The following is a 25,728-nucleotide window of genomic DNA, read 5'->3' as shown; positions in this document are numbered from 1 at the left end:
GAACGGGTATCGATATGTCAGTCCCCGACGCCGCGACGACGGCGGAGGCCGTCGTCGACGAAATCCTCTCCGCAGTCGTCGCCGATCGAACCGTTCTCGAGGAGGTCATCGCCGGCGTCCTCGCCCGTGGTCACGTGCTCCTCGAGGACGTGCCCGGAACGGGCAAGACGCTCACCGCCCGGTCGTTCGCGACCGCGCTCGGACTCGAGTTCTCCCGGATCCAGTTCACCCCGGATCTGATGCCCGCAGATATCACCGGCTCGTACGTCTTCGAGGAGGACACCGGCGAGTTTCACTTCACGCCCGGTCCGATATTCGGACACGTGGTTCTCGCGGACGAGATCAATCGTGCACCGCCGAAGACCCAATCGGCGCTGCTCGAGGCGATGGCGGAAGGACAGGTGACCGTCGACGGTGACACCCACGATCTCCCCGACCCGTTCGTCGTCATCGCGACGCAAAACCCCGTCGAGCAGGAGGGGACGTTCGAACTTCCGGAAGCCCAGCGAGACCGCTTCATCGTGAAGACCTCGCTTGGCTACCCCGACGCCGACGGGACGCGCGAGCTGATCGATCGACGGGCCGATCGCGACCGTCCGGAGCCGACCGTCGATCCCGTCATCGATCGCGACCGCGTCCTCGAGCTTCAGGCAGTCCCCGAGGAGATCACCGTCGACGGCCCGGTCCGCGACTACATCGGCGACGTCTGTCGCGCGACTCGAACCGACGGCCGCGTCGACGTCGGGGTGTCTCCACGAGGCGTCCAGCGGCTGTTCGAGGTGAGTCGGGCCCGGGCCGTCCTCGAGGGCCGCGAGTACGTCGTCCCGGCTGACATCAAACGGATCGCCGGCCCGACGCTCGCCCACCGCCTCGTGTTGACTCCCGAAGCGAGCGTCGAAGGGGTCTCCCGCGCCGAGGTGGTCGACTCCGTCCTCGAGGAGTGTACGGTGCCGGCGATGGAGCCGCCCTCATCGCGCTAGGAGCCAGGTGCCGGTGACGATCGCACCCAGGGCGGCGACGACGCCCGCTGTCGCCGGAATCGACAACGTCGGGGCGAGGAGGGCCGCTCCCGCCACGCCGAGGGCCGCGATCGGAACGCCGACGGCCGCCGCCACCCCGCTCCAGCCAACCCTGACGAGCTGTGGACGACGGGACGCCGACGGCCCGATCTCGCGCGTCAGGGTGTGCCCGTACCGACCGACATCGTACGTGAACAGTGCGGCCGCGAGCGAACCGAACGTCGCCGTCGCCGCCCGAACGGTCTCGAGGCCGAGCGTCACGGGCTCGGCGCTCGCACCGGTGACGATACCGCCCGCTGCGAGCGCACCGGCCAGCACGATCGCAGGCTGGAGTCGATCGATATCGCCGCTCGTGACGAGCCCCTCGTACAGCCAGGCAATCAGCCAGCCGATGCCGAGAACGACCGCCGTCGCGCCGAAGAGGGTGGCCACGAGGGTCGTCTCGGCACCGTCATGGCCGGTGATCGCGACGAACGGGACGGCCACACCGGAAACCGCGCCGGCGACGATCGCGACGGTGGCGTTGCGTCGGCCCGCTGCCTGCACCCACGAGCCGCGAACGGCCGTCGCGATCGCGGCGAGGGCGAGCGCTACGATCGTGACGGTCGCGAGCAGTCCGCGAACGACACCACTGCCGGCGATCGCGTCGACGACCCCCCCGAGAAGTGGGACGTACCGGGAGAGCCCCAGCAGTATCGCCAGTCCGACGACTGCGAGCGTCGTCGCGACCCCCACGCCGATCGCGAGCGCGTTTCGAGTGCCGGCGTAGGCGGAGCGCCTCGAGGGGACGGTCACTGCCGCCGGCGGGACGAGGAAGAGCGCGATCGCCGCTGCGAGGGCGGCGCCGACGACCGCGAGGATCGCGCCGGACATCCCCCTGCCGGTGAGCCACAGCGTCGCGGCGAGTGTCGATCGTGGTCCGCCCATCGCATCGATGCCGAACGCGAGCAGCGTCGCGCCGCCGGCGAGGACCGACGAACAAAGTGTGGCCGTCACCGATCGAGAGAGCGCGGACGGCCTCGGCTGCCCGAAGACGACACCGCAGGCGAAGAGGCCGAGTATCGCGCCCAGGATCGTCACGACAGCCGCGCCCGGCGCTCCCGCGAGCGCGACGACGGCGACGCCACAGAGGACGACGATCGGCAGCAGCGCCGACGCGATCAGTACGCGGCGGTTCGAACCGGCGAACGATCCGATCGCCGCCGCGAGCCCGACTCCGAGGAGGGCTCCCCCGATCACCAGCGGTTCGTGGACGGCCAGTGCGATCGCGCCGACGGTCGCGGCGATCGCGATCGCCCGCCGCGTCGTCGTCGGGACCGCCGCCTCGGGATTGCTCATCGGGTCCTCACCTCCCCGACCGCGTTGCGAAGGAGGACGCCGAGTGACTGATCGCGATCCCAGTCGACGACGCGAGCGCCGGCCTTGCGGGCACGAGCGAGTCGCGTCCGCCGATCGAGCGCCTCGAGTCGGGTCGCGACGTCGTCGCCGTCGGCCGTAACGTCGGGCGAGACGACGCGCACGGCGTAGTCTCGCGCTCGGAGCGCCTCGACGAGCTCGACGGGATCGTCGTCGACGAACGAGGAGAACAGGAACACCTGCGCTTCACCGGGAAGACGACGGGGGAGATCGGTCACGAAATCGTCCGTTCGCGTCCGAAACGTGGACCAGTTCCCGGGCTGTGGGGAATCCTGCACGGTGTTCAGTATGCGAGAGACCGATCGTCGGGTTTCGGCGTCGGTGCCCGGAGGGACGGTTGCTACCTGATCGTTGTAGACGCCGACGACGCCGGTCGGATGACCGGCTGCCACCAGCGTTTCGAACGTCCGCTTGGCGGCATCGGCCGAGTGCTCGATCGGGGGGCAGTGCGTCGTCGTCGCGGCACGGTACTGACTCGAGCGGGCATCGACGACACAGACGATCCGCGTCGCTCGCTCGGCGCGATATTCGACGGTCGCCAGGTCCCGCGTGGCGGCGTATCGCCGCCAGTCGATCGATCCGACCGGATCCCCCGGCTCGTACTCGCGAACGGCGTAGAACTCGATGCCGCTGCCGCCCTCGTCGGTCGGTACCTCGCCCGCGTAGTCGTTCGTTCCGTCGCCGAGTGACACCGCGTCGACGACCGGCGTACAGCGGACCGTGTCGTCGCCGGCCGCGCTCGCGTACCACGTCTGGGCGACCGTCCCCGTCAAATCGCGCGTTCGAATCGTCGGATCGGCGAAGGCGTACTCCCCGCGCCGGAGTTCGACTTCGTACTCGAGGGTCGTCTCCTCGAGGGGTTCGAGGGTGTCACACGCACGCGGCGAGCCGGAGACGACCGGCAACGCGCCCGGAACGCCGTCGATAACGCGCAGATCGACGATCGTCTCCGAACCGGTGTTCTGGACGGTCGTTCGAACGGTGACGGTCGTCCCGGGCTCGGCGGACACCGCGCCGGAATCGGTCCCATTCCCGGCATCGGCGTTCTCGCGACCCCCCGGGTCGTCGGACACGACGAGCTGGCGCTGCACGCGGACCATCGCCGTCCCCTCGGATCCCAGGACGGCCCCAGCGGCATACCACAGCGGAAGCGTCGCAGCGACGACGAGGAGCTGGCTGCCGACGGCGATCCCCAGCCCCGCAAGCGAGAGCGTGGCGGCGAGCGCCCACTCGCCGCTCTCGAGCCGTTCGACGGTCCGGGCGGTCATCGATCCACCTCCTCGTCGCCCCGCACCGTCCCGTCGGCGACGCCGTCGATGGCCGCGAGCGTGCGACGGACGCGGCGATGATACGCCGCGCCGGGATCGACCACGGCACGGAGCCGCTCGTCCCCGGGCTGACGGCGATCGTCGGAGAGGAACGCTGCAGCGACCGGGTCGTCGGTCCAGGTCCCCGATCGAACGGCCTCGCGGGCCGCCTCGGCCGTAAGCCCCCGGTTCGTGGTGAGAACGCGAACCGCCCCGTCGGCGAGCCGACCGCGAACGTCCGCGATCGGTTCGGTGGGCCGACAGCGGTACCACCCCTGCGTGGCGTCAGTGAGTGTTCGCTCCGCGTCCTGGCCCACCGGGTACGTCGTCTGGGTGACGGCCGTTTCGGGCGGTGGTCCCTCGAGCATCGCCGTCGCGCCCCCCTCCTCGAGCGTCCATGCCCACCAGCACGCAGCCGCCGCGATCGCCACGCCGAGCAGCGGAAACAGCGTCGCGATCGGATACAGCAGCCAGGAGAGCAAGCGGACGGACGGCACGAACCCCCCGAGTAGCACTGCACCCACTGCCAGGAGGGCACCGGCACCGACCACCGCGGTCGCGACTCGCTCTGGATCGAGGCCCTCGATCCCCGCGATCAACCGCCGCCACCAGCCGCCACTCGATCGGCGACTCACGTCGATCCCTCCTCGTCCGAATCGGACTCGAGTAGTTCCCGTACCGTAGCCCGAACGGCAGCCACTCGATCGGGGGACGGCTCGTGGCCACCGTATTCGATATCGCGAACGACCCCGACGAGCCGGTCGACGCGGTCGGCCCGGAATCCGGCGGCGAGTGCGTCGCGAGCCACCTCGCCGGGGGTCGTCGTCTCGCGGTCCTCGACGCCGAGCCGGTCGAGGAAGGCGTGCCAGGCGGCTCGGACCTCCGCACGCGGGCCGCGTGGCGTGAGCGGTTCGGCTGCCAGGGTAGGCCCGCCGTCCTCGGAATCGGTCGATTCGTCGGACTCGTCGCTACTCGATCCGAGCAACTCGCCGAGTACTGACCGCTCGCTTCCGTTCGACGACCAGCCAAGCAAGCCAGGCGACCCAAGCGACGGGAGGGTCCCGAACGTCCGTCCGATCGACGGGAGGGCGGGGAACCCGCGGCCGAATCCGCCGAATTCGAGTCGTGGAATCGACAGGGTCGGGAACGACACCGACGGCACTGGCAGCGACAGCGAGGGCCAGTTGCCACCGCCAAGCGTACGGAGGAACCGCGCGAACGCCTCGGCAAGCCCGTCGAAAAACGCCGCCAGCGCGACGAAGAAGCCGGCCCACGCGTCTCCTCGACGGCGCTCGCGAGCAGCCACGACCCGGAGGTACGTCAGTACCCCGCCGATACAGAACCCGGGGACGAGCACCACGACCGCCGTCAGCCGAAGGTAGAGGTTCCCGACGGTCGCTGTCGCGGTCTCCGCACCGACGTCGACCGTCACCGTCGCCTCGTCCCCGACCGGCAACCAGAGCCGCGCCTTCCCGTCGGATCCGGTCGTCGCCGTCCCGCCGTTCTCGAGGCGGACGGTCGCGTCCGAAACGGCCTCCCCGCCGGCGGACACCTGTACGGGGGCGGGCATCCCGGGGAACAACAGCGGGGAGACGAACCTGACCGTCGGCTCGGCGACGTCGACGGTTCGGGTTGCCGTCACCGGCCCGCGTTCGACCTGCAGGTCTACGTCCCTCGCCGTCTCCGGCAGCGTCACGTTCGCGTGGCCGTCCTCGTCGGTCGTCGCGACGGCCTCCCCGTCCCGTCTCACCGTCGCGTCGGGGACCGGCGTCGACCCGACCGCGGCCGATATCTCGAGGTCGCGGGCCGGCGCGGCCCCGCCGTGTGTCTCGAGGGTGGCGTCGGTTCGGACGTCGACCGTCCGCGAGCGGTTCTCGTCGGGAACCGAAACGGTCATCTCCTCGGCGTAGGGGACGGTGATATTGGCGTTACCGAACATATCGGAACTCGTGACGTTCTCGCCGTTGACTGCGATCGTTCCCTCGTCGAAGTGGCCGACGTGACCGATATCGACCGTCACCTCGTTGCCCGGTTCCACGGCCCCCTCGATATCGATCTCGTCGTCGTTCGGTTCACGGTCGCGCTCGTCGGTCGTCTCGTTCGTGTCGGGTGCGGGGTTCGTCTCGAATTCGGGCGTCTCGTCGATCGACTCCCAGTCGCCGGCGATCGGCTCGCCGCCGGCTTCGCCGGGACCCTCGATCCGCGGATCGGCCGCCGGAAGCGCGCTCGCGACCGCGAGCAGACAGCACAGACAGCCGACGACGAACAGAAACCGGCGCGTCCCCGTCACGAGTTCACCTCCAGTTGGGCAGCCAGCTCGGTTAGTTGGCGGACGCGAGCCTCGACCGACGGGTGGGTCGGGGCCGAGTCGCCGGGGTCGCGGGGTCCCGATGGTGTCTCCCCCTCGAGCCACGAGCGGACGTGCTCGCGCCGTCGCGTCGCATCCATCGGTCGCCCGATTGCGGGCAGCGACGTCGTGTCCTCGCCAGTTACGGGATCGGTCGGCACGATACACAGTGCGCGGGTCCGTGTGGCCCGAAGGTCCATCGCCGGCGTTTCCGTCGTCCCGGCGAGGCTCACCAGCGCGCTCGCGAGCGCCATCGGCTTCCCGGTGATCCGGGCGGCTCCAGCGTCCGCGGCGAACTCCCGGGACTGCGACAGCGTTCGCGTCGCCCAATCGGCGATCGTCGGGAACACCCACAGAATCGGGGCGACGAAGACGTACGTGAGCGCGACCAGCGGCAGGAACCAGTAGAGCGCGAGCCGTCCGCCGTCCGAGAGCGCGTCGGGGTCGACCAGGGCGCGCCGGGCGAGCCGCGCCGCGTGGTACGCTCGATCGGCGATCTCGAGGAATAACGTCGTGATCGTCATCAGCGTCACGTCGCGGTTGGCGACGTGGGCGATCTCGTGGGCGAGGACCGCCTCGAGTTCGTCGGCGTCGAGCGACGCGACGAGCCCCGTCGTGACGACGATCGTCGCGTCGGTGAGTCGACCGACGGTGTAACAACTCGCCGTCTCGTCGGCGACGACGCGAACGTCGGGCTCCGGGATGTCGGCACTCATCGCCAGTCGGCGGACCGTCCGGGCGACGGCGTGGTTCCCCTCGCCGTCGGTACCGCTCGTCCCGGAGAGTACGCGCTGGTAGCCGTAATACGTCTGTGCGGCGAGGAAGCCGGCGATCACCACCAGCGCCGTCCCCCACGAGACCGGCAACTGGAAGAGGTCGAACTCGACGGCACCGTGCTGTAGAAAGACGATCGTTCCGCCGACGACCCCCGGCAGCAAGACGCCGTACGCCCACAGCAACGCGAGGACGAACACGGCGGTAATGGCGACGAACACGCCGAGAACGGCACAGATCCGAACGCGAAGCTTCGTGGAGGGCACTGGGTCTAATTCTCATCTCTACAACCAAAAATTTTCCTCGAACGGTCTGGGTGGTAGTCATCCGTGACGCGTTCCGACTGGTGATCGGTCCCGCGACACCGGTGGAAGCACGTGTCCGTCCCCCGTCGGGATCGAATCGGGAGGCCACGTCCAGCGAAGGCCACCGTATGGTTCCCATACGACATCGAAACCGACACCGTAACGGACGAATCGAGTCCCGGGATTTATGTGGCAAACGGCTGACGTTCGCCTCGTCGTGTTGGGGAACCAGTCCCTCCGTCACTCGCCGTTCCCGGGGAGATGTCCCGTCGGGTTCGGTCGGACGGCCGGACGTAATCGGGTTCCGGAATTATACGATACTATTATTATCTCTGCAAACATGTCCATCGTCGGAGTTTGAAGCGGACGTAGTCGTTCCGACAGATTCCGTTCACCAATGCCACGAGAAACAAGCAGGAAGCGAACGTGTGACGCCGACCGGCACCGCGTCGGGAGACGCCGGTTCATCGCGACCGTAGCTGCGACCGGCACAGCCATCGGGACGAGTGGGCTGGCGAGTGCGGACACGAACACCGAATTCCCACCGGCCGGCGTAACCGAGTGGAGTGATCCCGTCGCGCTTGGAAACGGCGACGCGACGGCGTTCACGACGGTGACGCCGGCAGGGATCCCGAAATACCACGGCCTCTTGCTGGAGCGGGACGCACTCGAGGGGCTCCCGTCGGCCGACGAACTCGCGAGTTCCGGCGACGAGTACGCGGACAAATACGGGTCCACCGGTGAGTCGGTGATCATCCACCACGAGTGGTCCCAGGAGTTTTTCATCCCGTTCCCGTCGACGGACGCGACGCCGTTTACGTTCCTCGGACTGAACTGGAACCCCGGCGGTCACCCGCCGGCGGGCGTCTGGACGGTGCCCCACTTCGACATCCACTTCCACATGCTGTCGACCGACACCGTCGACGCGATCACCGGGCCGGCCGCACCGACCTACGACCTCCCCGACAGCTTCGTTCCCGAGGGGTACGCTCGAGGGCCGATCGTCGACGAACGGGTCATCACCGACATGGGCGAGCACATGGTCGACCCCACGGTCCCCGAGATGACCGGTGGGACGTTCACGAATACGCTCATCTGGGGGGCGTCCGATCCGGACGGCGACGGCACTGCGGAACTGACGTTCGTCGAACCGATGATCACGCGGGCGTTCCTTCGAGGGCATGCCGATACCGATCGCCGACCGATCGCACAACCCGAGACGTATGCCAGAGCCGGCAGCTATCCGACGGCATACGCAGTTCGCGACGTCCCGGATCGAGACGCGATCGCCATCACCATCGAACGGTTCGAGCAGTTCGAGGGAGAGGACTAGGCCCTGATCCGTACAGTGGCGGCGTCGATTCGCGTCGCCGGACGACAACTGCCCGGCAGGGATCGGGCCACTCCCGGCGCGGACCTGGCAGTCCCCGGCCCCATGTACTAAGCAGTTCGTCGTGGTCGGTCGCGCCATGTCTATCGAGAGTACCAATCCGGCGACGGGAGACGTAGTCGACAGCTTCGAGGAGACCTCCGACGAGGAGCGAGACGAACACATCGCGCGGGCGACCGAGACGTTCGCGGAGTGGAGCGAGACGCCGATCGAGACGCGCCAACGACTGCTGGCGAAGGCGGCCGACGTCCTCCGGGAGAACGAGGACGAGTACGCCGAGTTGATGGCCGAGGAGATGGGGAAACCGATCGGACAGGCCCACGACGAGGTCGAGAAATGCGCGTGGGTCTGTGACTACTACGCCGAAACCGCGGCCGAACACCTGCAGGACGAGGTCGTCGCGAGCACGGAGCAGGCACGGACGGTCGTCGCCTACCAGCCGATCGGCCCGGTACTCGCGATCATGCCCTGGAATTTCCCCTTCTGGCAGGTCTTTCGCTTCGCCGCACCCAATCTCGCCGCGGGCAACGTCGGTCTGCTGAAACACGCCTCGAACGTCCCCGGCTGTGCCCGGGCCATCGAGGACATCTTCGAGCAGGCGGGGTTCCCCGAGGGTGCGTTTACCTCCCTCCTGATCAGCTCCAGCGAGATCGACGCGGTGATCGAGGACGACCGGGTTCGGGCCGTCACCATCACCGGCAGCGACGGTGCGGGCCGATCCGTCGCCGAGACCGCCGGGAGCCAGCTCAAGAAGACCGTCCTCGAGCTCGGCGGGAGCGATCCGTTCGTCGTCCTCGAGGATGCGCCGATGGACGAGACGGTCGAGACGGCGGTGCAGGCGCGGCTCATCAACAACGGCCAGTCCTGTATCGCAGCCAAGCGGTTCGTCGTGGTCGAGGACGTCTACGACGAGTTCGTCGACCGGTTCGTCGACGAGATGGCGGCCCAAACGGTCGGCGACCCGACGGATGAGGACACCGATATCGGCCCGCAGGCTCGCGAGGACCTCATGGAGGACCTCCACGAGCAGGTCGAAGAGACGGTCGAACAGGGCGGCGAGATCGAACTCGGCGGCGAGCCGATGGACCGCGACGGCGCGTTCTACCCGCCGACGGTGCTCACGGACGTTCCCGAAAACGCGCCCGCGGACCAGGAAGAACTGTTCGGCCCCGTGGCGACGGTCTTCCGGGTCCCCGACGAGGAGGCCGCGATCGAGAAGGCCAACGACACGCGCTTCGGGCTCGGCGCGAGCGTCTGGACGGATGACCTCGAGCGCGGCGAGCGGGTCGCCCGCCAGTTCGAGTCCGGGCTCGCGTTCGTCAACGAACTCGTCAAGTCCGATCCGCGGGTGCCCTTCGGCGGCGTGAAGGACTCGGGGTATGGCCGGGAACTCTCGCGACACGGAATCCGGGAGTTCGTGAACACGAAGACGATCTGGGTCCAGCAGGACGCCGGCGAGGAAACCGACGTGGTCGAGTGACTCCGCCATAATAAAATATCACGCAAAACTTACACCGGACGGTCCGTCACGCTCCATTCGGACGACCGCTGCCGAACGGTAGCGCGGTTAATAGACGAGGTCGTCGGCGTGGAACCGTTCGGAGCGCATCCCGCCAGGACCACCGGCGAGGCGCGTTTGGAAGACCACGTTCGATACCGTCGGTTGATCGGGCCACGATCGTGTACAGTGAAGGTCGGTTTCGAGGCGCTCGGAGACTGTTTCTTCGGGCAAGTTGTAGGCGTTCGAAACGGCATCGACTAGCTCGGCGAACACTCCCTCACGGCCGAGGGCTTCGACCAGTGGGGTTGCTTCCCCGCGGTCGTCGACGGCGGTGACTGGGACGATATCGTCGGGCACGTCCGTCTCTCTCACGGACACCGTAACAGCTATCTCGAACCGCTCGAACCCCGTTTCCGAGACGTTGACGAACAGTACGCGTTCGTCGTCGCAGGCAGGTTCCAGTTCGTAGCGGTCGCCGTTCCGTACGGTAGCGATGGCAGCGGCGATGTCGGAATTCTCGTCGGGCATACGTTCTTGAATCTATACAGGAACTCGATCATGTAATCGATTCCGATCGGGATCGCCCGTGGTCGGACCGTCCCGCATACGACTGCTACCGGCGCTACTGGCGCTTCACTCGAGAGCCGCTGGGGGAATCGCGGCGGGTCCGAGCGACCGATATCCGACCGCGGAGCGGTCTCGGTCGAACTCCGCCGGGAACGCCGTCGGATCGGCCGGGAACCGATCGAATAGTCGTCGTCCTCGAGCACCGGACGAACGCGGACCGGACCCACATACCTTTCGAAGTGTCGACACGTTTTTGTGCGTACTGCGCGATTCCGAACCTATGACCGGACTGTACTACGAGGAGTTCACGGTCGGCGAGACCATCGAACACGAACGCCGGCGGACGATCTCCGAAAGTGACAACCAGCGCTTTTGTGACATGACGATGAACCAACAACCGCTGCACCTCGATTCTGAGTTCGCAGCCGACACGGAGTTCGGCGAGCGGCTGGTCAACGGGCTCTACACGATGTCGCTGGCGGTCGGCGTCTCGATTCCCGAAACCACCGACGGGACCATCGTCGCGAACCTCTCCTACGACAACGTCGAACACCCGAATCCGGTCTTCCACGGGGACACGATTCGCGTCCAGTCGACGGTCACCGACAAGCGCGAGACCAGCGACGGCGAGCGCGGGATCGTCACTCTGCACGTCGAGGCGTTCAAAGTGAACGACTCGGAGGAACCGCTCGTCTGCGAGTTCGACCGAACCGCACTCTCGCTGAAACAGGAGCATACTAACGGGAACGGAGCGGAGGAGTGACCAGAATGAGTACCGAGACGTCAGCCGTCGATGCGGGGGTCGACCTCGAGTGGCTCTCGCTGGACGACGACGAGGAGATCCTCTGGGCCGGCGGCCCGGATCGGCGAACGCTCGTTCCGGCGTTCGTGATCGGAATCCCGCTCACGATCGTCCTGATCGGACTCCTCATCATCGCCAGCGAGTACCTCCGCGTGACGAACACCCACTACGTCGTGACGACGCGAGCGCTCTACAAGAAAACCGGCGTGTTCTCGCGGGACGTCAAGCGGATCGAACACGGGAAGGTACAGGATATCTCCTACAGTCAGAGCGCGCTGGGAACTCACTTCGGCTACGGCTCCGTCGAGATCAGCACCGCCGGCGGCTCCGGCGTCGAGATGTCGTTCGACTCGGTTCCCGATCCCAGAGCCATCCAACAGCGGATCGGCGAACGGATCAAACGCGAACGCGGCGACTCCGCCGACGAGCGCACGAAAGACGAGATCCTCGAGGAGATCCTCGCCGAACTCCGCGCGATTCGGACGGCCGTCGAGGGGGGAGCCGCGGGCCGATCCGACGCCGGGACGAGTACTGGGACCCGACGAACCGACGACCAGTCCTACGAGTATGACGAAGACCGATCGATCTGACGCCGTCACGGATGGCCCACCCTGGCTCCCGATGGAGGCCGGCGAGCAGGTCCGCTGGCAGGAGCGCCCGCGGATCCAGACCGTCCTTCCGTGGGCCGTCTTCGCGGTCGTGGGGACGATCGGCCTCCTGGTTGCAGTCGCCATCGATGTCGTGCCGGTCTTCGCCGCCGTCGGGATTCCGATCCTCGTCACACCCGCGCTGTGGCAGTACGCTCGCGTCTCGCGAACGGCGTTCGTCGTCACGAACGCGAGAGCCGCGACGCGCCACGGCGTCCTCGGGCGAACCGTTCGAACCGTCTCGCTCGAGCGGATCCAGAACACCACCGTCGAGCAGGATGCGATCGGCCGGTTCGTCGGCTACGGGACCGTCACGATCGAAACCGCGGGCGGCCTGGAACTCGCGTTCTGGAACGTCGAAGACCCCAACGCGATTCACGACCGGCTGGAGGCCCAACGCGAGGGGCTGACGGACGCCGAGATTCCGGGGCGGCGCGATCAGTGGGAGGGCGTCCTCGCCGAGGTTCGAGCGTGGCGACGCGACCTCGAGGGGAAGCCATAACGCCGGTCGTTTACAGGACGGTCGCGATCGTATAGACGTTCAGGAGCGCGGCGGCCAGCCACGGTACTGCGAGCCCAGCCGGGACGATCGGCCGGTAAACCTGCTCGAGGAGGAGCCGACAGACGAGCCCAACACCGACCGCGAACGCCTTCAGCGCGAGCATACCGCCCACCCCGTATCCCTCGATCGCCCCGCGAGCAGCCGGGTTCGACTCGGACAGCCCCAGATGGAGGCCGACGAACGTCGTCGCGACGTCGGCGGCCAAAGCAAGGACGACGGCTCCCCAGAGCAGTCGCTCGAGATCGACGGGCGTCAGATCGCCGGGGAGACGGTGGTGCAGGGACGCGCCCTCGGAACTCATAGGCCCCCCGCCGGGGTCGAACCGGCTCGTCGTGCCGTCGGGAGCACGCGCCGATTCTACCACGCGGGCTATTGTTATGCCAGGCGTAGGGGGAGTTCCGTCGTCGGTAAGCGATCATAACTATAGTCGCAACTGAAAGTCATTGCACACCTGATCACACGACAGCGTTGCGATCAGTGTGGAAATCGTTTCAGTTGCGACGATAGCGATGGGACCGATCTCGTGGGTGTGCATACCTGCTCGACGGACCCGGTCTCGTAGCAGGGTCTCGAGACGGTCGAGAAGCAGGTCGCGGAGGGGGCCGCTGGGACGGAAGTCGGGTCGACAGAAAGGCCCACTGGGACGCCGAACAGGGGGGATTCCGGGCGCGTTCAGAGTATCGTCCCGTGTTTCTTGTCCGGCAGGGACTTCTCGACGCCTTCGTAGAAGTCGAACCGGGCGGCCAGTTCCGCGCGCAGCGTGCTCGGCGGAACGATCTCGTCGATGACGACCTCGCTCGCCATTCGATGAACGTCGATGTCCTCGCGGTACTCCTCGCGGAGTTCCTGTTCCATCCGTTCGCGTTCGTCTGGATCGTCGATCTCGGAGAGCTTGCGCGCGTAGACGGCGTTGATCGCCGCTTCGGGCCCCATGATGGCGATTTCGCCCGAGGGAAGACTGATGACGCTCTCGGGGTCGTAGGCGGGCCCGCCCATCGCGTAGATCCCCGCGCCGTAGGCTTTCCGGACGACGACGGTCTGTTTGGGAACCGTGGCTGAGGAAGTCGCGTAGATCATCTTCTTGCCCTGCTCCAAGATGCCGTCTCTCTCGACCTGCGAGCCGGCCATGAAACCGGGCGTGTCGCAGAGATAGAGTAAGGGGATATTGAACGCGTCCGATTTCCAGATGAACTCCGCAGCTTTCTCGGCCGCGTCCGGGAAGATCGCGCCGGCACGGTGGGCTGGCTGGTTGGCGACGATGCCGATCGGACGACCGTCGATCCGGGCGTACGCGGTGAGTATCTCCGGACCGTAATCGGGCCGTAACTCGAAGTACGACCCCGCATCGACGATTCGGTCGATGACGTCGGTCATGTCGTACCCCTTGTTCGGTTGCTGGGGGACGATGGCGTCGATTCCGTCGGGGGACCCGGCTGGCTCGGCCGGCTCCCGCTGTGGCGGTTTCTCGTCGGCGTTGTCCGGCAGATACGTTATCAGTCGTGCCACGAGTTCGCGGGCGTGTTCCTCGTCGTCGGCGATCAGGTCCGCCGACCCCGACTCCTGCATGTGGACTGCCGGCCCGCCGAGTTCCTGGAGATCGATGTCCTCGCCGGTGACCATCTGCACCATCCGCGGGGAGGCGATCGCCATCGCGGACATCCCCTCGACCATGATCGTGAAGTCCGCGAAGACAGGTGTGTAGGCCGCCCCGGCGATGCTCGGCCCATAGAGGACACAGATCTGGGGCACCCGTCCGGAGAGCATCGAGTGGTTGTAGTAGTACTTCCCGATCCCCTCGCGGTTGGCGAAAAAGCCCGTCTGCTGGTCGATCCGCCCGCCCGAGGAGTCCATCAGGTACAGCACCGGATTGCCGGTCTTGAGCGCGCGCTGTTGCATTCGGAGGAACTTCTCGACGCCTTTCGCGGCCATGCTGCCGCGCTTGACCGTGTAGTCGTTGGCCATCACGTGGAGGTCCCGGCCCTCGAACGTGGCTGCGGCCGTGATGAGGCCGTCCGCCGGGAGGCGGTCGCCGTCACCGTCGTCTTCGTCGGTGTTTGCACCGCTTGGGTGCCAGTCGTCGAACGCCGCGAACCGACCGTCCTCGAAGTGTATCTCGCTGTCGTCGCCGGCAAACCACAACTCGAGTCGATCGCGGACGAACAGCTTGCCCTCCTCGGAGAGTTGCGTTTTGTACTTCTCGGGGCCACCCTCGAGGATGTCTTCGATCTCGTCCCACAGACGCGCTTCGCGCTCGGTGGGGCCGAGATCGCGCTCGGCCTCGGTGGGCTCCGTCTCGGGATCGGCTGCCGATTCGCCGTCGGCTGGTGACTCGATTTCGTGGACCACCGTCGGCTCCGTCTCGTCGCCGAGGAACAGCTCGACCGTCTCGCCGACGTGCCCTGCCAGCGCGGCCGCGATCGCCGCAGCCTCGTCGTCGTCGGCACCGGCCGCGATACGAACTCGCATGCTACGTGCTGTGTCGGGGGACCAAATACCGTTTTCCCCGATCCCCGGTCGCACAGTCGTTCGGACTCCCGCTGGATTCCGGGCGTCAGAGACGGAACCGAGAGAAAAGGGGCTCGTGCCCAGTCGATCACCCCCAACGGCCGGCGGTCGCCGCGAGCGGCGGACGCACGCTCGCAGTCACGACAGGAGCCGACGGAACGCGTGCCGTCTCCGTGATCGTCAGCGCGGCGACTCCACGTACTGAACGGACGGTGGGACGAACGCCGCATTCAGTTGCCCAGCCCTTCGGTCCGGTCGATCGTTCGTCGGCTCGTGGCGACGATATCGTCGGCGGCAACTGCAGGCAGAACCGATTTTATCGCGTTTGTCGTTCGTTGTATCGGTTATCGATTCCGTGTCCGTATACGGAGGGTTCGGCGGAGCGGGGCGCATAGCGACTGAAGACCAGCATTGCCGCATGCCGTCAGCAAACATCGAACATCTCGGCTCCCAGCTCGCATCGCTTCGCGATCGACTCGAGTCGGGAATGGATCGGCGGGAGTTCCTGCGAACCATCGTCAGCGGCGGCTTCGCAGTCGGGATGGCACAGTGGCTCGGCGTCGACGACTTCCTGGCAGCCGACGACGGCGACGTCCCCATCGTCACCGCACTCGTCAGGGAGGTCCCCGACGATCCGTGGTCGCTCCAGGAACGGACCAGATACGTCCCTGCGGAGTGGTACGCCGCTGTCAAGAAAGCCCTCGAACTGAACGAGCGACTCGCCAGTCTCGCCTTCACCGGCTATCTCGGTAGCGCCGTCGTCCCGGGCGACTACTCGAGCGGAACCGCCACCGTCTCCGTCGGTCTCTCGAGCGACAGCCACTCCCTGCGAGAACTGTTCAGTGAACTCGCCGACGGGATCAGTATCGATACGGAGACGATCATCGATATCGAAGCGATCAAGGACGATCCCGAATTCAGCGAACCACGGTTCGCGGAGGCGCCCTCGGACGGAACCGTCCCGAGCGGCGTCGCCTGTGAAACGCCCTCGAGTATCGCGACGCTCGGACCGGCGCTGTATCATCCCGACGGCCAGCGACGGCTCTTCGTGACGGCCGAGCATGCGTTTCGTGAGAATCACGACTCCGCGGACGACGCCTTGCTGTTGCCCCGCGAGGAGGCCGACCCCATCGAACTGGGACGGGTCGTCCACTACCATCCCATCGAGGACGTCGCGGCCGTCGAACCAAGCGGCTGGGTCGAACCCGCAAGCAGGATCGACGCGCCGTCGCAGCCTCGCATTCGAGGCCAGTTCACCAGGTTCGGCCTCGCCGACCTCGCCGCTCGCGACGAGGAACTCGAGAAGGTCGGCGCCCTGAGCGGGCACACGACGGGGAAGATCCAGGGGGTCGATGCGGTTACCTGCTTTACCGACGAGTTCTGTCGGCGCGGGCAGATCCGTTGGGGCGGCGAGATGGATCTGACCGACGGCGACAGCGGCTCGGTGAGCTATCACACCGACCCCGAGGGCGACGACGGCGAGGTGCTCGTCGCGGGTTTCAACAACGCCCGGACCTGGTGGCCCGGACAGAGCTACGTCTGGGGCGTCGGTGCCTACCGACTGACGGAGAACCATGGCTATCACTTCTGACTACCGCCCACTGGCTCGCTTCCGGCTGACCGTCCGATGGCGAACACCGACTCGAATATGAGCAACGATACCGCCCGTAACTCGCGATCCGACCGGAGTCGCGTCCGAAGCGTCGCGAGCGGTGTCCTCCGACTCCTCGGCGACCTGCTCGCCGTCTCGCTGTGGGTCCTCTTGCTGACGCTCCTCTTCCTCGAGAACGCCTGGCCCCGCTGGGCGTTCTACGCCATGCTCGTGGGGGGCGTCGCTCTCTACGTCACCGTGACGGCAGCCTGGGTGAGCGGCGACGACGAGCCCTGAAACCGGCGGCGACGAGCCCTCGAGACGGCGCTACGCGACCGTCGACTCGAGCCGGTCGATCAGATCGTCGTTGCCGACGTGTAACGGCGTTCGGTCGTGCAGTTCGTCGGGGTCGACGGTCAGCAACGACTGCGTGCCGTTCGAGGAGCGACCGCCGGCCTGCTCGACGACGTAGCCGATCGGATTCCCTTCGAACTGGAGCCGGAGTTTACCCTCGGGTCGGGACTCGAGTGCGGGGTAGCCGAAGGTGCCGCCGTAGGTGAGTACCTGGTTGACGTCGCCGATCAGTGCGCCGCCGTACCGGAGCTTGAGTTCCCGCTCGATCTCGCGGGCGTACTCGCGGAAGTCCGCGGGCCAGTCGGGGACGCGACCGCCGAAGCCGTAGACGACCGGCTCCGCGGGCAACGTGACGTCGCGCTCGACGATCGTTCGCTCGCCGCCGGTGAGTTCGTACTCCGAGACGGTATCGTCGGTGGCGATCACCATCGTCGTGATCGGGCCGTAGAGGACGTAGCCGGCGGCGACGAGGGTGTCACCGCGGGCGGGGAGCGCGGCGTCGTAGACCCCGAAGATCGTCCCCATCGTGTTGTTGGATTTGAGGTTCGACGAGCCGTCGAGTGGGTCCACTGCGACGGCGTACGCCGCCGACGCCGCGGGATCGTCGCCGCAGTCGACGATATCGGCTCGCTCCTCGCTGGCGTACTGGCCGACGCCGTCGATCCCGGCGATTCGATCGCCGAGTAACTCGTCGGCCCAGACGTCGGCCTCGGCTTGGGTATCGCCGCTTGGGTTTTCCCCCTCGACCGTCCCGCGGCGGCCGATCAGCCCCTGTCGAATCTCGGTCGCCGAGCGGCTGATCGTCGTCACTACGTCCTCGACGACTGGATCGGACACCGTCATCCTATTCGGTGGCCTCGAGTGCCGCGTCGGCGGTCGCTTCCTCGTAGATGACCTCCTCTAAGGCGTCGAGGATCCGGGTCGGGTCCTCGCGCTGCCAGATGTTGCGGCCGACCGCGAGCCCGCTCGCGCCGGCGGTGACGGCGGCCTCGACGGTCGAGCAGAAGTCGTAGTCGGAGGTCTTCGAGCCGCCGCTCATGACGACTTTCATGTCGCCTGCGGCCTTGCACGCGTGCTCCATGGCGTCGGCGCTGCCGGGGTACTTGACCTTCGCGATGTCGGCACCGACCTCGAGGGCGATACGGGTGGCATAGGAAATCGTGCTCGGCTTGGTGTCGTTCTTGAGCCCCTGGCCGCGGGGGTAGGACCACATGACGACCGGGAGGTCGTACTCGCGGGCTTTCTCCTGTACCCGACGGAACTCCTCGTACATCTCGACCTCGTGGTTCGAGCCGCTGTAGACGGTGAAGCCGACCGCGTCGGCACCCAACTCGGCCGCGTAGTCGACCGAGCAGTTGATCGCGGAGTCGGGCTCTCCCATCCACATGTTCGACGTCCCGTTGAGCTTCAGGAGGAGGTTGACGTCGTCCTCGTAGCTCGGATAGTACCCCTCCGCGATCCCCTTCTGAACGGCCATCGACGTGACGGCGTCGTGGGTCGCCGTCTCGAAGACCGTCGCTGGATCGAGTTTCTCCGGAACTGCTTCGAAGTCGACAGGGCCGTGCTCGAGCCCGTGGTCCATCGCCAGAATCAGTGACTTGCCGTCGCGAACGATCGGAGAGTCGTCGATCGGAATCATCTGTTAGACGGTCCAACAGGCCGCTATAAATCTCTGATGGTCCGAGTTATCGAAATTACGTACAACTGTAGTAAACGTGCCTGTTTTCGCGGAAACGGTCGTCGAATACTTTCGGGAACAGCCGTTGCGGATCGAACCGCCCCCGCGTGACATCGGTTCGATGGGTTTCGGTCGTCGTCGCGGTTTCACTCGAGTAGTTCGCGCGCGTTGTGTCGCCACGTCCGGACGTGCAACACGTTCAGATCGAGGACCGCCGCGACCGTCATCGCGTCGATGGTCGCGAGTCGCTCCGCCGATCGCACCCCGGCCTCGGCCAGCGCGTCGGCGTCGTCGGGGCCGACCCCAGTGACCGCCGTGACCGGGGTCGGTCTGGGATAGGGACGCTCCGAGGGGCGGTCCCGCCCGACCGAGACGAGCCCCGAGTGATCGTACTCGAAGGCTTGCCACTCCTCGTCGGCGCTGACGGCGATCCACTCGCGTTCGGCGTCGCCCAGCCCCCGGACCTCGCTCGAGCGCCGGTCGAGATCGCCCTCTCCCTCGAACGACCACGGCAGCGAGTACCGTCTGCGGAGGCTGGCCGCGATCCCTTCGTCGAGACCCGCATCCAGCAGCATGCGATAGGAGTATTCCTTGCCCGCGACCGCGTCGGGATCGATATCGGCAGCCTCGAGGGCCTGGCGCTCGTCGGTACCGATACCCGTATCCCTCCCTGTGGTGGCCGCCGTGTCGGTCGTCCGTTCCCCCTCGATCGCCTCGAGCAGTTCCCCCTCCTCGAGTTCGGGTTCGGCCCCACTGAGATCCGCAGCCGGATTCCTGTCGTCGCTGACGTCGACGGAGATGCCGATGTCGACGACCGCGCTCTCGCTGGTCTCCGTCTCACCTGCGGCCCCCGAACCCGTGTTGTTCGCGCTGTTTCTTTCACTCACGCGATTCATCAACTCTGTCTCGAACTCTCGGGCGTCGACCTTGAAAGTTTCTCTGGCCGCGGATCAGCGGCGTTCGTCCCCGCTCGTGGACGGGCGTCACCACGCGAGGAACAGCGATGTCCAGGTATCCGATCGTCACAGAACGCTGCCCGCCAGGGGAACGACCTCATCGGACAGGCGGTACTGGCCCGTCCCTGCCGACCGTCCGCGATCGGCGCGTGATACGGTCTCCTGTCCGCCAGTGCCGGTGGGACCGGGACCACCCTGCGGTCCCACCGTGAAATCGGGACAGCAAACCGTATGAAACGCGGGCTACTGCGAGGGGGCACCCTCCTTCGAATCGACCGTCACTCTGTCGTGAATGTGTCCCTCGCGGCGTTTCAGGTGTCGGGGCGTCCGATCGTTGGACACCGCCAGCATCTCCGCGACGATACTGTGTGCGATCTGGTAGGGGGAGCCGCCGCCGAGGTCGAGCCCGATCGGCGTGTACAGCGGCGACAACTCCCCTTCCTCGAACGACCGTCCCTCGTCCTCGAACGCCTCGAGCATCTCCTCGAACCGCTCGCGGGGCCCCATCAGACCGATGTAGGGAACCGGCGACTCCAGTAACTGCTCGACCGTCAACCGATCGTCGACGAAGTTGTGAGTCATGACGACCGCGTAGGTGCGGTCGTCGAGGTCGAGCTCGTCGTCGACGGCCGCCGGCGAGGTCGTTATCGTTTCGTCGGCGTCCGGAAACCGGTCCGCGAGGTCGACGCCACCGCGGAACCCGACGACGGTCACGCGGAAGTCGTTTTTCGCGGCCAGTTCGGTGACCGGCCCCACGTCGTGGCCGGTTCCGAACACGACCAGCTCCGAGGGCGCTGCGAGCCCGTCGATGAACACCTCGAGTTCTCCGTCCGACTCGAGTTCGACGACGTCGGCTCGGCCGCGCTCGGCGAGATCCGCCGCGGGTCCCGACAGCGCGGCGGGCCAGTCCGTCGCCGGCTCGCCGTCCGGGGTCGCGAGCCGCCCCTCTTTGGGATGGTAGTACGCGCGGTCGCCACGGCCGAGGGGGCCGTCCGCTCCCTCGAGAACGGTGAGAACGGCGACGTTCCGTCCGTCGGCGAAGGCCTCGACGGCGGGACGATAGGTCTCGGTCAACGGCTCCAGCAGGACGTCGATGATCCCGTTGCAGCCGACGCCGAGCCCCCAGACGTCTTCGTCGTCCTCCATCAGGTCGTAGGTCACCAGCTCCGGACGGCCGCGTTCGCGAACTGACTCGGCTGCCGCGAGCAGGTCGTCCTCGAGGCAGCCGGCCGTAATGCTGCCGACGCCCTCGCCGGCGTCGTCGAGGAGCATCTTCGCGCCCGGCCGCCGGTAGGCGTTCCCCTCGACATCGACGATCGTCGCTAAGACGTCCGTTCCCGCCGCGTCGAGTCGCTCGTGAATGCGCTGTACCACCTCGGTCTCCGGTAGGCTCCAGTTGCTTCGTGTCATTGGTCGGTCCGCTGTCGGTCAGTCGTCTGTCGTCTCATCTCGGTTGGATCCCCCGCTCCGCGTGTGTGTTAGTCCCTGGCTCGGATCAGTCGATCGGTCGGCAGCCACGTATACTTTCCGAACGCCGGCGTCGTGCAGGTCCGTCCCGCAGGCACCGCTTGCGACGGCCTCGCGGACGCGAGCCCGATCGGCCACCGACGCTCCGGCGACGACGTCCACGCCGGCGTCGAAGACAGGGTCGGGGAGGACGGACGCGGTCGCACCGATCAGGACGACCGTCGCCGCCGCCGGTGCAGCCGCGAGATAGCGCTCGAGACCGCCGTAAACGAACGTCGAGCCGGTGACGAAGACGACGTCCGCGCCCGCCATCGCTGCGCTCGCCGCGTCCGGTTGAAACGTCGCGACGCGGACGCCCGCAGGTGCCGTCACCGACCCGACGTCGGTCCGTTCGATGACGCGAACGTCGACGTCGTCGAACTTCCGGAACGCGGGCCGGAAGAGGCCGACCGTCGCGATCGTGTCGACGCTCGGGTCCAGCAACGCCATCGGATCGCCCGTCTGCCAGTCGATATACGGGGCCGAGAGGGCGTTGATCGCCGCGACGCCGAGTGCGTTCTCGAGCAGTCCGTCGGCGGACGTCGCCCCATCGCCGGCCCCGCCATGTCGGTCCTGTCCGTCGATCGACGACTCGCGGCTCGTCCGCGTCGCCCAGCCGACGAGCGTGTCGATATCGAGATCGTCTTCCGGTCGCGTGGGTCCCGAGGGTCGGTGAGCGAGACCAGCGGTCGGCTGGCTTCCTCGAGTCGCTTCCGAACCGGTAGCGGCCCGCGCTTTGGCACCGGATCGCGCCGCCACGCCCCCGACTTCGACCATGACCGCGGCGTCGCCGATCGTTACGTCCTCGACCGTCGCCGCCTCGAGGGTGCCGATCGACCGGAGGCGGTCGACGACCGCGGGGAGGATCGGCTCGATCATCGGTCCCCTCCGTCGGTCGGCGCGTCGTTTTCGGTCCCGATGCGGCGGCGATCGTGTTCGTAGCCGATCGGTCCGTCGATCCCGTGGCGCTCGAGTTGGCGAGCCGCTTCGTCGAGATCGGCAGGTTCCGCGAAGCCGAACAGGCCGTCGACGTGGGGGAGACACGTCGCCATCCCCCGCGAACGGGGTTCGTACGCCGACGAGACCGCCAGCGGATTGAGCCAGAGGATCGCGTCGGCCCGGCGTGCGAGCCAGGTGATGCCCGTTTCCAGGGTTTCCCGGTCACCGACGTCGAGGCCGTCGCTGACCACGACGACGACGGTCCGGCGGTCCACCGCGTTGGGGTAGTTTCGCCGGAGGGTGTCGAACGCATTACCGATCCGTGTCCCACCGCCCCACTCGATTTCGGCATCGTGCAGGGCCGCGGCCGGATCGCCGGCCGCCCGCTCGAACTGTTCGGTCGCGTCGACGAGGTCCGTGTCGAACAGAAACACCGACCCCGATCGTGCGGTGTCCTGCAGTCGGTCCGCGACGGCCAACAGCGTGTCGCGGTCGATCGTATCGAGAACGGAGCCGCTGACGTCGATCAACAGACAGCAGTGAAGTTCGCTCGGAACGGGTTCGCGTGTCGGCAGTTCGATCGCCGTCCCGCCGGTCCCGAGACTCGATCGGAGTGCTCGCCGAGCGTCGATGCGATCACCGCTCGCAGCCAGCCGGGTCCGTCGACCGGGAATCGTCGCCAGCGCATCGACGAACCGATCGATCGCCGTGACCTCGTCGTCGGTCAACGAGACCCCCTCGACCGCCACGGGTTCGCGCCCACCGACCGGGCTGTACCGCCGTGCGTCGTCGCCGCCAGTGTCGCTCGCCCGCTCACCGGTCGCGTGCCGGCGGCCCGTCGAGATCCGGACGTCGACGTCCGCCGGCCCATCGTCCGAGTCGGGCGATGGCAGTTCCGCGTCGGCGGGGAGTTCGGCCTCCGGCTGCTCCGTCTCGAGGGAGACCTCCGGCTTCGACCCTGCGTCGCCGTCCGGCGATTCGCCTCCCTCGTGGGTCGCGATTCGATCGAGTCCGGTCCGCAACCGGTGCCAGAAGGTGGGAAACGCCTCGTCGAAGATCTCGCGGTCGTCCGGCTCGGTGAGCAGCGTCGCCCGAAGCGCGTCTCCGGCGGGCTTTCGGTCCCCGAGTCCGACCACGGCGAGCGCTCGCCCCGCCTCGAGGGTGCCGTCGGCCGGGACCGTCGCGCCCTCACGCCGGAGTCGCCCGACGAAGCGGACGAGTTCCGTCAACACGTGGTTGCGGGCCGCCTCGAAGTCGGGCACGCCGGTCCCGGTCGCCCGCTCGAGTCCGCCCCGTTCGGCAGCCCCGGCCTCGGCTCGGTCGGGCTCGTCGGCGGGTCCGGAGGGTGGCCGGTCGGGGGTCATGTGTCGGTCGAATCGACTCGTTCGTCGGCAGCGGCCGCGGCCGCCTCGAGCTGTTCCAGCAAGGCGGTGTCGACGCGGGTGACGTCTTGGACTTCCTTGAGGAGACAGCCGATCGTCCGTTCGATCTCGGCCGTCGAGAGCGAGTCCACCTCGCCTTCGGATCGGAGCGCCGCGATCGCTCGCGCCCAGTCGAGCGTCTCGGCGACGCCCGGTTGCTTGAGGAACGACTCCTCCCGGAGGCGTTCGACGACCGCGCACACCTCGGCCGCGATCGCCGCGTCGAGTTCGGGAACTTTGCGGGAGACGATCCTGTACTCCGTCTCGAACGACGGCGGTTCGACGTGCAGGTACAGACACCGCCGCTTGAGTGCGTCGCTGAGCCCGCGGGTCCGATTCGACGTGAGGACGACGATCGGCGGGTTGTCCGCGCTGATCGTCCCCAGTTCCGGAATCGACACCTGATAGTCCGAGAGGAGTTCGAGCAGGAACGCCTCAAACGCCTCGTCCGCCCGGTCGATCTCGTCGATCAGCAACACCGGCGACCGGTCCTCGCCGGCGGTGAGCGCCCGCAAGAGCGGTCGCTCGAGCAGGAACTCGTCGTCGAACACGGACCGCGGACCGTCGGTTTCGGCGTCGGTTTCCGACGGGGTCACCCCGCCCGTAGATACAGATCCGGAGCCCGCGCCGGATCCACCGGCGACGGTCCCTTCGTTCGATTGGACCGCGAGCAGCTGTTTCGTGTAGTTCCACTCGTACAGTGCGTTCTCGGCGGTGAGCCCCTCGTAACACTGGAGCCGAATCAGCTCCGTGTCGAACCCCTCAGCGAGTACCTTGCCAAGTTCGGTCTTGCCGCTGCCGGGCGGCCCTTCGACCAGTAGCGGCCGGCCCAGCTGAAGCGCGAGTTGGACGGTCGTGATCACGCGGTCGTCCGCGACGTAGTTTTGCCGCTCGAATCGCTCCCTGATCCCCGACTCGGATATCGCATCGACCGGGAGGACCGGATTCTCTCTCGTCATGTAGACTCTAGTACCCCGTTATCAGTCGACGCGAGATAGTCGTCCGGGTCGTTCCGAAACGAGTCCGCACAGCCGGGACAACAGAAGTAGTAGGTCGTCCCGTCGTGGGCGACGCTCGGAGCCCCGTCCGGATCGACGGTCATGCCGCATACGGGGTCGACGACCGATTCGTCGTCGGGTTCGGCCGACGATTCGGTCTCCGGATCGGGTTCGGTGGTGTCCGTCGTCTCCGTCCCAGCCCCCGATTCGGCCGTCGAATCGGCTCCTGCTGTGGCCCGTCCGGTAGCGGCGCGCACCTCGACCAGTTCGGCGAGCAGACTCGTCGCCAGCTCGGCCGCGGTATCGGCCGAGATGTCGACGCCTGCCGGGTTCGTGACCCCCTCACGGACGACTGCCGGATCGCGCTCGAGCAGTCCTGCGGCCCGCTCGACGACCTCGTCGGCGCGGGTCTCGCTCGCGACGAGCCCGACGTACGGCGCGTCCGACAGCATCCCGGCGGCGACGCCCCGAGCGTCGTACTCGCCCATCGAGGCCACGACGACGAACGGCCCCGCACCGACCGCATCGGCGATCTCGTCCGGCTCGAGCGTGGCGACGACGGTCGTCCCGTCCGGGAGGTCGGCGTCCGCGCCGTCGGGGTCGACGATCGTCACGTCGACGGCGAGTTCGCTCGCCAGCCTGACCAGCGAGTGGGCGATCGGCGACCCGCCGACCACGAGGAGCTCCCTCGTCGGGAGGACCGGCTCGATGAACACCTCGAGAGTCCCCTCGCTGTGGCACAGCATCGGGAACGCCGCGAGCCCGGGTCGATCGACCGCGTCGGGATCGGGTGCGAGACCGATCAACCGCGGGTCGCCGTCGGCGATCGCGGCCTGGGCCTCGCTGACGACGCGGGACTGTGCACAGGAGACGCCGCCGATCCAGCCGTGAATGTCGCCGTCGGCAGTGACGAGCGCGCGATCGCCGACGGTGGCGGAAACCGGCGGTTCGCGCCGAACGACGGTCGCTCGAGCGTACGGCTCCTCACGGGCCTGCAGGGCTCGCTCTCGCTCGGCGAACTCCCCGTCGGTCGCCGTCGCTGATCGATCGGACGTCTCGGTCTCGTCGCCGTCTACTGGTGTGTCTGCGGTCATTTCGGTGAAATCATATCCGCGTTCGCTCTCCTCCAGCGGGCCTGAGATG

24 protein-coding genes are annotated in these 25,728 nt (G+C 67.3%); 8 read left to right on the top strand and 16 right to left on the bottom strand.

Annotated elements, in window-relative coordinates; translation table 11 throughout:
* The first annotated feature begins 14 nt into the window (after nt 1-14).
* Nucleotides 15-980: an AAA family ATPase gene (locus CP557_RS09285; RefSeq protein ID WP_097379633.1), complete on the top strand. Its 966-nt coding sequence runs from the start codon at nt 15-17 to the stop codon at nt 978-980.
* Here CP557_RS09285 and CP557_RS09280 read toward each other — a convergent pair.
* The 5 genes from CP557_RS09280 to CP557_RS09260 are packed head-to-tail and all read right to left on the bottom strand — an operon-like array spanning nt 969 to nt 7,129.
* The gene (locus CP557_RS09280; RefSeq protein ID WP_097379632.1) at nt 969-2,357 is read right to left on the bottom strand and encodes a hypothetical protein; all 1,389 of its coding nucleotides are present in this window, start codon (nt 2,355-2,357) and stop codon (nt 969-971) included. The genes CP557_RS09285 and CP557_RS09280 overlap by 12 nt on opposite strands.
* Nucleotides 2,354-3,703, bottom strand: coding sequence for a DUF58 domain-containing protein (locus tag CP557_RS09275; RefSeq protein ID WP_097379631.1), 1,350 nt, complete (start codon nt 3,701-3,703; stop codon nt 2,354-2,356). The genes CP557_RS09280 and CP557_RS09275 overlap by 4 nt, the downstream gene beginning before the upstream one ends.
* Complete coding sequence (locus CP557_RS09270) at nt 3,700-4,377, bottom strand: DUF7269 family protein (RefSeq protein ID WP_097379630.1); 678 nt, start codon at nt 4,375-4,377, stop codon at nt 3,700-3,702. Before CP557_RS09270 ends, CP557_RS09275 begins: the two co-directional genes overlap by 4 nt.
* A complete protein-coding gene (locus tag CP557_RS09265; protein ID WP_097379629.1) occupies nt 4,374-6,032 on the bottom strand; it encodes a DUF4129 domain-containing protein in 1,659 nt (552 codons plus the stop codon). Before CP557_RS09265 ends, CP557_RS09270 begins: the two co-directional genes overlap by 4 nt.
* Nucleotides 6,029-7,129 (bottom strand): M48 family metalloprotease, encoded by a 1,101-nt coding sequence (locus CP557_RS09260; protein WP_097379628.1) that lies wholly within the window; start codon nt 7,127-7,129, stop codon nt 6,029-6,031. The genes CP557_RS09265 and CP557_RS09260 overlap by 4 nt, the downstream gene beginning before the upstream one ends.
* A gap of 436 nt (nt 7,130-7,565) precedes the next feature.
* On the opposite strand from CP557_RS09260, the gene CP557_RS09255 reads away from it, so the two are divergent.
* Together CP557_RS09255 and CP557_RS09250 are read left to right on the top strand one after the other, a co-directional pair.
* Nucleotides 7,566-8,501, top strand: coding sequence for a hypothetical protein (locus CP557_RS09255; protein ID WP_097379627.1), 936 nt, complete (start codon nt 7,566-7,568; stop codon nt 8,499-8,501).
* Between the two features lie 136 nt (nt 8,502-8,637).
* Nucleotides 8,638-10,038 (top strand): NAD-dependent succinate-semialdehyde dehydrogenase, encoded by a 1,401-nt coding sequence (locus CP557_RS09250; RefSeq protein WP_097379626.1) that lies wholly within the window; start codon nt 8,638-8,640, stop codon nt 10,036-10,038.
* Nucleotides 10,039-10,125: 87 nt separating this feature from the next.
* Here CP557_RS09250 and CP557_RS09245 read toward each other — a convergent pair whose 3' ends face one another.
* The gene (locus CP557_RS09245) at nt 10,126-10,587 is read right to left on the bottom strand and encodes a hypothetical protein (RefSeq protein WP_097379625.1); all 462 of its coding nucleotides are present in this window, start codon (nt 10,585-10,587) and stop codon (nt 10,126-10,128) included.
* 292 nt (nt 10,588-10,879) lie between these two features.
* Here CP557_RS09245 and CP557_RS09240 point away from each other — a divergent pair, with 292 nt between their 5' ends.
* The 3 genes from CP557_RS09240 to CP557_RS09230 are packed head-to-tail and all read left to right on the top strand — an operon-like array spanning nt 10,880 to nt 12,577.
* Nucleotides 10,880-11,389, top strand: a complete 510-nt coding sequence (locus CP557_RS09240) for a MaoC family dehydratase (RefSeq protein ID WP_342746476.1) — start codon at nt 10,880-10,882, stop codon at nt 11,387-11,389.
* A 5-nt stretch (nt 11,390-11,394) separates the two neighbouring features.
* On the top strand, nt 11,395-12,018 hold the full coding sequence (locus CP557_RS09235) for a PH domain-containing protein (protein ID WP_097379623.1): 624 nt from the start codon (nt 11,395-11,397) through the stop codon (nt 12,016-12,018).
* Nucleotides 11,996-12,577, top strand: a complete 582-nt coding sequence (locus CP557_RS09230; RefSeq protein WP_097379622.1) for a PH domain-containing protein — start codon at nt 11,996-11,998, stop codon at nt 12,575-12,577. Before CP557_RS09235 ends, CP557_RS09230 begins: the two co-directional genes overlap by 23 nt.
* Before the next feature lie 10 nt (nt 12,578-12,587).
* Here CP557_RS09230 and CP557_RS09225 read toward each other — a convergent pair whose 3' ends face one another.
* Together CP557_RS09225 and CP557_RS09220 are read right to left on the bottom strand one after the other, a co-directional pair.
* A complete protein-coding gene (locus CP557_RS09225; RefSeq protein WP_097379621.1) occupies nt 12,588-12,938 on the bottom strand; it encodes a DUF5658 family protein in 351 nt (116 codons plus the stop codon).
* A gap of 371 nt (nt 12,939-13,309) precedes the next feature.
* Complete coding sequence (locus CP557_RS09220; RefSeq protein WP_097379620.1) at nt 13,310-15,103, bottom strand: acyl-CoA carboxylase subunit beta; 1,794 nt, start codon at nt 15,101-15,103, stop codon at nt 13,310-13,312.
* 457 nt (nt 15,104-15,560) lie between these two features.
* On the opposite strand from CP557_RS09220, the gene CP557_RS09215 reads away from it, so the two are divergent.
* Together CP557_RS09215 and CP557_RS09210 are read left to right on the top strand one after the other, a co-directional pair.
* Nucleotides 15,561-16,733: a hypothetical protein gene (locus CP557_RS09215; protein ID WP_097379619.1), complete on the top strand. Its 1,173-nt coding sequence runs from the start codon at nt 15,561-15,563 to the stop codon at nt 16,731-16,733.
* A 57-nt stretch (nt 16,734-16,790) separates the two neighbouring features.
* A complete protein-coding gene (locus CP557_RS09210; protein ID WP_097381598.1) occupies nt 16,791-17,030 on the top strand; it encodes a hypothetical protein in 240 nt (79 codons plus the stop codon).
* A 30-nt stretch (nt 17,031-17,060) separates the two neighbouring features.
* Here the strand turns inward: CP557_RS09210 and CP557_RS09205 are convergent, their stop codons facing one another.
* The 8 genes from CP557_RS09205 to CP557_RS09170 all read right to left on the bottom strand — a co-directional run bounded on the left by CP557_RS09205 (nt 17,061) and on the right by CP557_RS09170 (nt 25,679).
* Entirely contained in the window at nt 17,061-17,930 is an 870-nt protein-coding gene (locus tag CP557_RS09205; RefSeq protein ID WP_097379618.1) for a class 1 fructose-bisphosphatase, read from the bottom strand.
* 1 nt (nt 17,931) lies between these two features.
* Nucleotides 17,932-18,726, bottom strand: coding sequence for a class I fructose-bisphosphate aldolase (locus CP557_RS09200; RefSeq protein WP_097379617.1), 795 nt, complete (start codon nt 18,724-18,726; stop codon nt 17,932-17,934).
* Between the two features lie 185 nt (nt 18,727-18,911).
* Nucleotides 18,912-19,661: a DUF7409 domain-containing protein gene (locus CP557_RS09195; RefSeq protein ID WP_097379616.1), complete on the bottom strand. Its 750-nt coding sequence runs from the start codon at nt 19,659-19,661 to the stop codon at nt 18,912-18,914.
* Nucleotides 19,662-19,964: 303 nt separating this feature from the next.
* Nucleotides 19,965-21,131, bottom strand: a complete 1,167-nt coding sequence (locus CP557_RS09190; protein ID WP_097379615.1) for an XdhC family protein — start codon at nt 21,129-21,131, stop codon at nt 19,965-19,967.
* 18 nt (nt 21,132-21,149) lie between these two features.
* On the bottom strand, nt 21,150-22,106 hold the full coding sequence (locus CP557_RS09185; protein WP_097379614.1) for a Rossmann-like domain-containing protein: 957 nt from the start codon (nt 22,104-22,106) through the stop codon (nt 21,150-21,152).
* Nucleotides 22,103-23,530, bottom strand: coding sequence for a VWA domain-containing protein (locus CP557_RS09180; RefSeq protein ID WP_097379613.1), 1,428 nt, complete (start codon nt 23,528-23,530; stop codon nt 22,103-22,105). Before CP557_RS09180 ends, CP557_RS09185 begins: the two co-directional genes overlap by 4 nt.
* The gene (locus tag CP557_RS09175) at nt 23,527-24,546 is read right to left on the bottom strand and encodes an AAA family ATPase (protein ID WP_097379612.1); all 1,020 of its coding nucleotides are present in this window, start codon (nt 24,544-24,546) and stop codon (nt 23,527-23,529) included. Before CP557_RS09175 ends, CP557_RS09180 begins: the two co-directional genes overlap by 4 nt.
* On the bottom strand, nt 24,543-25,679 hold the full coding sequence (locus CP557_RS09170; RefSeq protein ID WP_097381597.1) for an XdhC family protein: 1,137 nt from the start codon (nt 25,677-25,679) through the stop codon (nt 24,543-24,545). Before CP557_RS09170 ends, CP557_RS09175 begins: the two co-directional genes overlap by 4 nt.
* Nucleotides 25,680-25,728 lie beyond the last annotated feature (49 nt).

This window comes from Natrinema ejinorense (assembly GCF_002494345.1).
GTDB classification, from domain to species: Archaea; Halobacteriota; Halobacteria; order Halobacteriales; family Natrialbaceae; genus Natrinema; species Natrinema longum.
The sequence above is the reverse complement of the archived record's forward strand: the minus strand, read 5'-3'. Positions and strand labels throughout refer to the sequence as shown.